Origin of the sequence: Pseudomonas marginalis, from assembly GCF_008692035.1 — a bacterium.
Lineage (GTDB): Bacteria > Pseudomonadota > Gammaproteobacteria > Pseudomonadales > Pseudomonadaceae > Aquipseudomonas > Aquipseudomonas marginalis.
The window spans coordinates 4226310-4235679 of sequence record NZ_VTFG01000001.1 but is presented as its reverse complement, the minus strand read 5'-3'; the positions used below and the strand labels follow the sequence as shown (position 1 = coordinate 4235679).

Annotated in this window: 8 protein-coding genes; 6 read left to right on the top strand and 2 right to left on the bottom strand. The window is 58.1% G+C overall.

From position 1 onward, the window contains the following. Positions 1-336: 336 nt before the first annotated feature. Both FX984_RS19860 and FX984_RS19855 read right to left on the bottom strand, forming a co-directional pair. The gene (locus FX984_RS19860; RefSeq protein ID WP_027607999.1) at positions 337-1557 is read right to left on the bottom strand and encodes a CaiB/BaiF CoA transferase family protein; all 1221 of its coding nucleotides are present in this window, start codon (positions 1555-1557) and stop codon (positions 337-339) included. Between the two features lie 12 nt (positions 1558-1569). Next, a complete protein-coding gene (locus tag FX984_RS19855; RefSeq protein WP_027608000.1) occupies positions 1570-2751 on the bottom strand; it encodes an acyl-CoA dehydrogenase in 1182 nt (393 codons plus the stop codon). A gap of 157 nt (positions 2752-2908) precedes the next feature. Between FX984_RS19855 and FX984_RS19850 the strand changes: the two genes are divergently transcribed. The 6 genes from FX984_RS19850 to FX984_RS19825 all read left to right on the top strand — a co-directional run bounded on the left by FX984_RS19850 (position 2909) and on the right by FX984_RS19825 (position 9361). Then, positions 2909-3808 carry a LysR family transcriptional regulator gene (locus tag FX984_RS19850; protein ID WP_169898802.1) on the top strand — a complete coding sequence of 300 codons (900 nt, stop codon included), beginning with the start codon at positions 2909-2911 and terminating at the stop codon, positions 3806-3808. Positions 3809-4260: 452 nt separating this feature from the next. After that, positions 4261-5382: a Re/Si-specific NAD(P)(+) transhydrogenase subunit alpha gene (locus tag FX984_RS19845; RefSeq protein WP_027608002.1), complete on the top strand. Its 1122-nt coding sequence runs from the start codon at positions 4261-4263 to the stop codon at positions 5380-5382. Between the two features lie 15 nt (positions 5383-5397). Further along, positions 5398-5718, top strand: coding sequence for an NAD(P) transhydrogenase subunit alpha part 2 (locus FX984_RS19840; protein WP_003187417.1), 321 nt, complete (start codon positions 5398-5400; stop codon positions 5716-5718). Continuing rightward, on the top strand, positions 5718-7154 hold the full coding sequence (locus tag FX984_RS19835) for an NAD(P)(+) transhydrogenase (Re/Si-specific) subunit beta (protein ID WP_027608003.1): 1437 nt from the start codon (positions 5718-5720) through the stop codon (positions 7152-7154). Before FX984_RS19840 ends, FX984_RS19835 begins: the two co-directional genes overlap by 1 nt. 179 nt (positions 7155-7333) lie before the next feature. After that, positions 7334-8827, top strand: coding sequence for a succinyl-CoA:acetate CoA-transferase ScpC (scpC, locus tag FX984_RS19830; RefSeq protein WP_027608004.1), 1494 nt, complete (start codon positions 7334-7336; stop codon positions 8825-8827). Between the two features lie 318 nt (positions 8828-9145). Continuing rightward, positions 9146-9361 carry a DUF1127 domain-containing protein gene (locus tag FX984_RS19825; protein WP_003187413.1) on the top strand — a complete coding sequence of 72 codons (216 nt, stop codon included), beginning with the start codon at positions 9146-9148 and terminating at the stop codon, positions 9359-9361. Positions 9362-9370: the final 9 nt, after the last annotated feature.

The window sequence follows — 9370 nt, the reverse complement described above, 5'->3', positions numbered from 1 at the left end:
GCGATCTCTCGTCAGCGGGAGGCGAATTCTACAGCGTTACACGCTGCTGTCAACACCTCTTTTTCTCCACTTTCGACCGAGAAGATCGAATCGTTAATAGTGTCAAACAACACGACTCTACCAACTACTTCCGGGCTTCGATGAACTGAAGCAATCCGCTGCTTTATCCTGCATAACTCTTTGTTTACCAAGGAGTTTTACGTTTCGACTGCGCCGGAAGTGGGGCGAATTATAGACTTCTAGAATCTGCCGTCAACATTTAATTTGGTTTTCCTATCAATCTACCGAAGTTGATTAAAAAACCACCAAAAACGCCCTCTATATAGAAGAGCGCTCCTAGATAACTCCCGCTTCTTTTAAAGCCTTCACATTCGCCGAGCCCAGCCCCAATACATCCTGCAGCACCTGAGCCGTATGCTGCCCCAACAAAGGAGGCGCAGTACGGTACTCCACAGGCGTCTTGGATAACCGAATCGGACTGGCCACCAGCGGCACCATCCCCGCCAACGCATGCGGCAGCTGTATCGCCAGCCCTCGTGCCTTTACCTGAGGATCGGCAAACACCTGGGCCAGGTCATTGATCGGCCCACAAGGCACACCAACCCGCTCCAGTTGTGACACCCACTCAGCCGTAGTCTTGAAGACCGTAACCTGGCGAATCAATGGAATCAGCTCAGCGCGGTTGGCTACCCGCACCTTATTAGTAGAGAACCGCGGATCATCCGCCCACTGCGGCTGCCCAGCCACTTCGGCGAACTTACGAAATTGCCCGTCATTACCCACGGTCAGTATGAAATCGCCATCGGCCGTAGGAAAATCCTGATAAGGCACGATATTCGGATGAGCATTACCCAGTCGTTTTGGCGCCGCTCCCGTGGCCAGGTAGTTCATCGCCTGGTTAGCCAGACAAGCCACCTGCACATCAAGCAACGCCATATCGATATGCTGCCCACCCCCGTCATGATCCCGATGCGCCAGCGCAGCAAGGATCGCCACCGTCGAGTAGAGCCCAGTGAGAATGTCAGTCAACGCCACCCCCACCTTCACCGGCCCGGCCCCCTCATCGCCTTCCGGCCGACCAGTAAGACTCATCAGCCCACCCAACCCCTGGATCATGAAGTCATACCCCGCGCGAGCGGCATACGGCCCCGTCTGACCGAAGCCAGTGATCGAGCAGTAGATCAACTCGGGATTCACCTTCTTGAGCGACTCGTAGTCCAGCCCATACGCCGCCAGGCCACCCACCTTGAAGTTCTCGATCAAGATGTCGGACTTGGCCGCCAGATCTCGCACCAGCCGTTGTCCCTCCGGCCGCGTGAAGTCGATCGTCACCGACTCTTTGTTGCGATTAGCCGACAAGTAGTACGCCGCCTCACTCGTGTTCTCGCCATCAACATCCTTAAGGAAGGGCGGCCCCCAGGCGCGCGTATCGTCACCGCTACCAGGTCGCTCGACCTTGATCACCTCAGCCCCAAGGTCCGCAAGGATCTGCCCGGACCAGGGGCCTGCCAACACTCGCGATAAATCCAATACCCGCAGATGCGAAAGCGCGCCCATGCCGTTCCCCTATTAATAGAACGCCTGAAGACCGGTTTGCGCGCGCCCCAGAATCAGGGCATGCACGTCATGGGTGCCCTCATAGGTGTTAACCACCTCCAGGTTCACCAGATGACGCGCCACCCCGAACTCATCGGAGATGCCGTTGCCCCCCAACATGTCCCGCGCCATACGTGCGATGTCCAAGGACTTGCCGCATGAGTTGCGCTTCATGATGGATGTGATTTCAACCGCAGCCGTTCCCTCTTCCTTCATACGCCCCAGGCGCAGGCAGCCTTGCAGCGCCAGGGTGATTTCGGTCTGCATATCGGCCAGCTTCTTCTGGATCAATTGAGTTGCTGCCAATGGACGGCCGAACTGATGGCGATCCAGGGTGTACTGGCGTGCGGTGTGCCAACAGAACTCGGCAGCACCCAAAGCCCCCCAGGAGATGCCATAACGCGCCGAGTTAAGGCAGGTGAAAGGGCCCTTCAAGCCGCGCACATCCGGGAAAATGTTCTCTTCCGGCACAAACACGTTATCCATCACGATCTCACCGGTGATGGAGGCGCGCAGGCCGACCTTGCCGTGAATCGCCGGCGCACTCAGGCCTTTCCAGCCTTTCTCCAGGACAAACCCACGAATATCCCCAGCATCGTCCTTGGCCCACACCACAAACACGTCCGCAATCGGGCTATTGGTGATCCACATTTTTGCGCCCGTCAGGCTGTAGCCGCCATCCACTTTGCGTGCACGAGTAACCATCGCGCCGGGATCGGAACCGTGGTCAGGCTCGGTCAAACCAAAGCAGCCAATCCATTCGCCCGAGGCCAATTTCGGCAAGTACTTCTGCTTTTGCGCTTCGGTGCCGAACTCATTGATAGGCACCATCACCAGTGACGACTGCACACTCATCATCGAGCGATAACCGGAGTCGACGCGCTCAACCTCACGCGCAATCAGGCCGTAGCTGACGTAGTTCAAACCACTGCCCCCGTACTGCTCAGGAATCATTGCCCCCAGCAAACCGGTCTCACCCATTTCACGGAAAATCGCCGGGTCGGTCTTTTCATGGCGAAAAGCTTCAAGCACACGCGGCGCCAGCTTGTCCTGGGCGAATTGCTCAGCACTGTCGCGCACCATGCGCTCCTCTTCGGTGAGCTGTTGATCCAGCAGCAGTGGATCGATCCAGTTGAAGCTTGCCTTGCCAGCCATGAATGAGTCCTCGCAAAGAAAATCAGAATTCGTGCATGGAGCCTAGGCCGGGCAGGCAGGGAGAGCAAACGAGGTTTTTGCATAGGCTTGTGCTAATTTCTCACTCCGTAACGCCTATAAGCGACTCAGCTGCACTTTTTGTGTGAGGACAAGGTATATGCGCAGGAAAATTCCCAGCACCACCGCCCTTGTCAGTTTTGAAGCGGCAGCCCGCCACGAGAGCTTTACCAAGGCGGCGCATGAGCTTTCCATCACCCAAGGCGCCATTTGCCGACAGATCGCCAGCCTGGAGGAGTTTTTAAGTGTCGAGCTGTTTCGGCGCTCACGGCGCGGGGTAAAGCTGACGGAGGCGGGACTTTCATACAGCCGTCGCGTGGCCACCCAGCTGGACGCCGTGGAGCGCGATACCCTGTCCGTCATGGGGCAGCAAGGCGCAAACACCATTGAACTGGCCGTGGTACCCACTTTTGGTACGCAATGGTTGATCCCTCGCCTCAAGGATTTTCAACGAGAGCATCCGGAGGTGACGGTAAACCTGACTAACCGCACGCGTCCTTTTCTATTTGCGGATACGGAATTCGACGCAGCAATTTACTTCGGCGACGCAGATTGGTCCGGCACCGAATCCCACAGGCTAATGGGAGAAAATCCCGTACCCGTGTGCAGCCCGCGACTATTGGGCGAACTTGAGCGATTCACCCCCCAGGAGATTGCAGAACTGCCATTGCTGCAGCAGACCACCCGCCCTTACGCCTGGCGCCAATGGTTCAACGCGCAGCAACTGAACGTGCCCCGCGACATGACAGGCCCACGTTACGAGCTATTCTCGATGTTGTCTCAAGCCGCCATGCATGACATGGGTATTGCACTGATCCCTCCATTCCTTATCCAGCGAGAACTGGACGAGCAGCGACTGGTGATCGCAAGCCCGAAGGCGCTGACCAGTTCGAAGGCTTATTACCTGATGATTCCTGACAGAAAAGTCGAATCCGCTTCACTGCACGCGTTCAGAGACTGGTTGATCGACCAATCGCAGCAGTACAGCCCCAGCATTTAAAGGACAAGCCTCACATGCTGACTTTGTAGTCAGCTAAATCTAAAGCCTACAGATATACGTATATGTCGCATTTAAGCAGACTGTACCTGTCAGTCTGAAACAAGGCTTAAAGCCATGATTTTCGTGGCTTGTAGCGACTCCTATCAGCCAATGCCCGACTATTCACATCAACGATGGAAAAAAATACACGAATCAGCTGCAGCCCTTTAAACACCTGTATTTAAAGAGGTTATTTCAACGTGTTGCGACAATCAGTCACAGGGTGACTTGTAGTTAATTTTTCGTCACCCGTCATAATCCCTTGAAGGCCGTAAAGTTCGCCTGCAAAATGCCGCGCCCCGCTGTCATTTCAGCGGGATCGTGCTGATCGGCCGCCCCAGCTGCGCCACTCGCGGTGCACTGGCCTTTTTACAAAAAGATCAAAAGCAAAAAGATCATGCAGGAGATTTGACGTGCACATTGGTGTTCCTCTCGAAACCCAGACCGGTGAAACGCGGGTGGCTGCCACCCCGGAAACCATCAAGAAGCTGATCGGCCAGGGCCATAAGGTCACTGTTCAAAGCGGCGCAGGCCTCAAGGCCAGCATCGTCGACAGTGCCTATGAAGCGGCAGGCGCGACCATTGGCAGTGCCGGCGATGCGTTTGGCGCCGAGCTGATTCTCAAGGTGGTCGCCCCCAGCGACAGCGAACTGGCGCTGATCAAAAGCGGCACTGTGTTGGTGGGCATGCTCAATCCGTTCAGCAACGAAACCATTGCCAAGCTGGCCGAGCAGGGCATCACGGCCTTTGCGCTGGAAGCTGCGCCACGTACCTCGCGGGCCCAGAGCCTCGACGTGCTGTCGTCCCAGGCCAACATCGCCGGCTATAAAGCCGTGTTGCTCGCCGCCCATCATTACCCGCGCTTCATGCCGATGCTGATGACCGCCGCCGGTACGGTCAAAGCCGCGCGCGTGCTGATCCTCGGCGCCGGTGTTGCAGGCCTTCAAGCCATCGCCACGGCGAAACGCCTGGGCGCGGTGATCGAAGCATCCGACGTGCGCCCTGCGGTAAAAGAGCAGATCGAATCCCTTGGCGCCAAGTTCGTCGACGTGCCCTACGAAACCGACGAAGAACGTGAATGCGCCGTTGGCGTCGGCGGCTACGCGCGCCCGATGCCCAGCAGCTGGATGCAACGCCAGGCGCTGGCCGTGCACGAACGCGCCAAGCAGGCCGACATTGTCATCACCACCGCCCTGATCCCCGGCCGCAAGGCGCCGACGCTGCTCAGCGCCGACACCGTCGCGCAGATGAAGCCCGGCTCGGTGGTCATTGACCTCGCTGCCGCCCAGGGCGGTAACTGCCCGCTGACCGTCGCCGACCAGGTGGTGGTGGAGAACGGCGTAATCATCTGCGGCCCGACCAACCTCGCCGGCGCCGTCGCCGCCGATGCGTCGGCCTTGTATGCGCGCAACCTGCTGGACTTCCTGAAGCTGGTCTTCAACAAGGAAGGGCAGTTTGAAATCAACCTCGAAGACGACATCGTCGCCGCGTGCCTCATGTGCCGCGACGGCCAAGTCATCCGCAAAAACGCCTAAGCAGGGATTCAGACGATGGAAGAGCTTATCTCCCCCGGTATCTACAACCTGATCATCTTTGTGCTGGCGATTTATGTCGGTTACCACGTGGTCTGGAACGTAACGCCCGCACTGCACACACCGTTGATGGCAGTGACCAACGCCATTTCAGCGATTGTGATTGTCGGCGCCATGCTCGCTGCAGCGCTGACCGTTACGCCACTGGGCAAGACCATGGGCACCCTGGCTGTGGCCCTCGCAGCCGTGAACGTGTTCGGCGGTTTCCTGGTAACTCGCAGGATGCTGGAGATGTTCAAGAAGAAAGCCCCGAAAGTAAAAGAAGAGGCGCCGAAGTAATGAGCATGAATCTGGTGACGACGCTGTACCTGATCGCGTCGATCTGCTTTATCCAGGCCCTCAAAGGCCTGTCGCATCCCACTACGTCACGACGCGGCAACCTGTTCGGCATGCTCGGCATGGCGCTGGCGGTACTCACGACCGTGGGCCTCATCTATAAGCTCGGCGCTGAGCTGGCCACCGCCGGTATCGGCTACGTGATCGTCGGCCTGCTGGTCGGCGGCACCGCCGGCTCGATCATGGCAAAGCGCGTAGAAATGACCAAGATGCCCGAACTGGTCGCCTTCATGCACAGCATGATCGGCCTGGCCGCGGTGTTTATCGCGATTGCCGCCGTGGTCGAGCCACAGTCCCTGGGCATCGTCAAACACCTGGGCGATGCGATCCCGGCGGGCAACCGCCTGGAGCTGTTCCTCGGCGCGGCCATCGGCGCAATTACCTTCTCCGGTTCGGTGATCGCGTTCGGCAAGCTCTCGGGCAAGTACAAGTTCCGCCTGTTCCAAGGCGCACCGGTACAGTTTGGCGGCCAGCACAAGATCAACCTGGTACTCGGCCTCGCAACCCTGGGCCTGGGCCTGGCGTTCATGTTCACCGGCAACCTCACCGCCTTTGCGCTGATGCTGGCATTGGCGTTCGTGCTCGGCGTGCTGATCATCATCCCGATTGGCGGCGCCGATATGCCGGTTGTTGTGTCGATGCTTAACAGCTACTCCGGCTGGGCAGCGGCGGGCATCGGCTTCTCGCTGAACAACTCGATGCTGATCATTGCCGGTTCACTGGTGGGTTCAAGCGGTGCGATCCTGTCGTACATCATGTGCAAGGCGATGAACCGCTCCTTCTTTAATGTACTGCTCGGCGGTTTCGGCAATGCGCCGGATGCCGGCGCTGCAGCGGGTTCTAAAGAAGCACGCCCGGTGAAGTCCGGTTCGGCCGACGACGCCACCTTCCTGCTGACCAACGCCGACACCGTGATCATCGTTCCAGGCTATGGCCTGGCAGTGGCACGGGCACAGCATGCCCTGAAGGAACTGACCGAGAAACTGACCCACCGTGGCGTGACCGTGAAATACGCGATCCACCCGGTGGCCGGCCGTATGCCTGGGCATATGAACGTCCTGCTGGCCGAAGCGGAAGTGCCTTACGACCAGGTGTTCGAGATGGAGGATATCAACTCCGAATTCGGCCAGGCTGACGTGGTGCTGGTGCTGGGCGCGAACGACGTGGTCAACCCGGCCGCCAAGAACGACCCCAACTCGCCGATTGCCGGCATGCCGATCCTGGAAGCGTTCAAGGCCAAGACCATCATCGTCAACAAGCGCTCGATGGCCAGTGGTTATGCCGGGCTGGATAACGAACTGTTCTACCTGGACAAGACCATGATGGTCTTCGGTGATGCCAAGAAGGTCATCGAAGATATGGTCAAGGCCGTCGAGTAACACTGCGCCAGAGCAATACCCGAAACCCCGGCCTCCAGTAGGCTGGGGTTTTTTATTACCCCATGAAACCCGACCAAAGGCTCTAAATCGCTGCCCCGCATTCGACCATGGTAGCGGGCCGAAACTTTTTGAAATCACTACACTGCCCACCTTGCTTCCGTAGCCTGAGATAACAATTCATGTACCGTGATCGTATCCGCTTGCCTTCGTTGTTGAACAAGGTCATGAGCGCGGCAGACGCCGCCGCATTGATCGAGGACGGCATGACCGTCGGCATGAGCGGCTTCACCCGTGCCGGTGAAGCCAAGGCCGTCCCCCACGCCCTGGCCGAACGCGCCAAGACGTCCCCGCTGAAAATCACCCTGATGACCGGCGCCAGCCTGGGTAACGACCTGGACAAGCAATTGACCGAAGCCGGCGTGCTGTCCCGACGCATGCCGTTCCAGGTCGATAGCACGTTGCGCAAGGCGATCAACGCCGGCGAAGTGATGTTTATCGATCAGCACCTGTCGGAAACCGTCGAGCAACTGCGCAACAACCAGCTCAAGCTGCCGGACATTGCCGTCATCGAGGCCGTTGCGATCACCGAACAAGGCCATATCGTGCCCACCACGTCCGTGGGTAACTCCGCCAGCTTCGCGATTTTCGCCAAGCAAGTGATCGTCGAGATCAACCTGGCACACAACCCGAATCTGGAAGGGCTGCACGACATCTATATCCCGACCTACCGACCAACCCGTACGCCGATCCCCCTGGTAAAGGTCGACGACCGCATCGGCAGCACCGCGATCCCGATCCCGCCGGAGAAGATCGTCGCCATCGTGATCACCAATCAGGCCGACTCAGCCTCCACCGTGACACCACCCGACAGCGATACCCAGGGCATCGCCAACCACCTGATCAACTTCCTCAAGCAGGAAGTGGACGCCGGGCGCATGACCAACAAGCTTGGCCCGCTGCAGGCCGGGATCGGCAACATTGCCAACGCAGTGATGTGCGGCCTGATCGATTCGCCGTTCGAAGACCTGACCATGTATTCGGAAGTGTTGCAGGACTCGACGTTCGACCTGATCGACGCCGGCAAACTGAGCTTTGCCTCGGGCAGCTCGATCACCCTGTCGGAGCGGCGCAATGCCGACGTGTTCGGCAACCTGGAGCACTACAAAGACAAGCTGGTGCTGCGCCCGCAGGAAATCTCCAATCACCCTGAAGTAGTGCGGCGCCTGGGCATTATCGGCATCAACACGGCGCTGGAGTTCGACATCTACGGCAACGTCAACTCCACCCACATCTGCGGCACGCGGATGATGAACGGCATCGGCGGTTCCGGCGACTTCGCGCGCAACGCGCATCTGGCGATCTTCGTCACCAAGTCGATTGCCAAGGGCGGCGCGATTTCCAGCGTGGTGCCGATGGTCAGCCATGTGGACCACACCGAGCACGACGTCGACATCCTGGTCACCGAAGTAGGCCTCGCCGACCTGCGGGGCCTGGCGCCACGGGAGCGAGCCCGGGTGATCATCGACAACTGTGTGCATCCGGCATACCGCGATGCGCTGAACAGTTACTTCAACACAGCCTGCGCCATCGGCGGACACACGCCACACATCCTGCGCGAAGCACTGAGTTGGCACATTAACCTGGAAGAAACCGGGCATATGCTCAAGGCTTGATTGATACAGATTCGAGCTGACGCAAACACAGTTTCGTCAGCTCGATGCCACAACCCTCGCTTCTTGAAAAAACTGTACTGCTGTACCGGTCATTTCCTACCGAAAATTCCCACACTCACGTCACAAAATGCTTATTTCGCACTATTTCAGTGCGTACAAGTACAGTTGCCCCATTTCCGTACAGTACAGCGCCTATAAACAGTTAACTGGCCCCTCACAATACAGGTGAACTGTATCTAGAGAGTCTTGCGCCGGAGGAGGATCATTGGCATCAGTTAAACCACTACCTAATCCCGCCACAAGCGGAAGGATGTCATCATGGAACGTACACTCAGTTCCGAACTGTTCTTCGAAGAAAAAGCTGTAAACACCCAGGCTTCCCTGCCTTTGCGCGTTCTCGCCAACCTGATGTTGTGGCAGCGCCGCATCTCCAGCCGCCATCAACTGGCTCGTCTGGATTCGCGTCTGCTGGCTGATGCCGGTATCAGCGAAGCTCAACGCTACGAAGAGCTGAGCAAGCCGTTCTGGCGTTAATTGACGCCC

What these genes read in the sequence shown, in the direction of transcription:
- FX984_RS19825 (WP_003187413.1), top strand. Translation starts at nt 9,146, where the DNA reads ATGGAACGTACACTCAGTTCCGAACTGTTCTTCGAAGAAAAAGCTGTA.
- FX984_RS19835 (WP_027608003.1), top strand. Translation starts at nt 5,718, where the DNA reads ATGAGCATGAATCTGGTGACGACGCTGTACCTGATCGCGTCGATCTGC.
- FX984_RS19860 (WP_027607999.1), bottom strand. Translation starts at nt 1,557, where the DNA reads ATGGGCGCGCTTTCGCATCTGCGGGTATTGGATTTATCGCGAGTGTTG.
- FX984_RS19840 (WP_003187417.1), top strand. Translation starts at nt 5,398, where the DNA reads ATGGAAGAGCTTATCTCCCCCGGTATCTACAACCTGATCATCTTTGTG.
- FX984_RS19850 (WP_169898802.1), top strand. Translation starts at nt 2,909, where the DNA reads ATGCGCAGGAAAATTCCCAGCACCACCGCCCTTGTCAGTTTTGAAGCG.
- scpC (WP_027608004.1), top strand. Translation starts at nt 7,334, where the DNA reads ATGTACCGTGATCGTATCCGCTTGCCTTCGTTGTTGAACAAGGTCATG.
- FX984_RS19855 (WP_027608000.1), bottom strand. Translation starts at nt 2,751, where the DNA reads ATGGCTGGCAAGGCAAGCTTCAACTGGATCGATCCACTGCTGCTGGAT.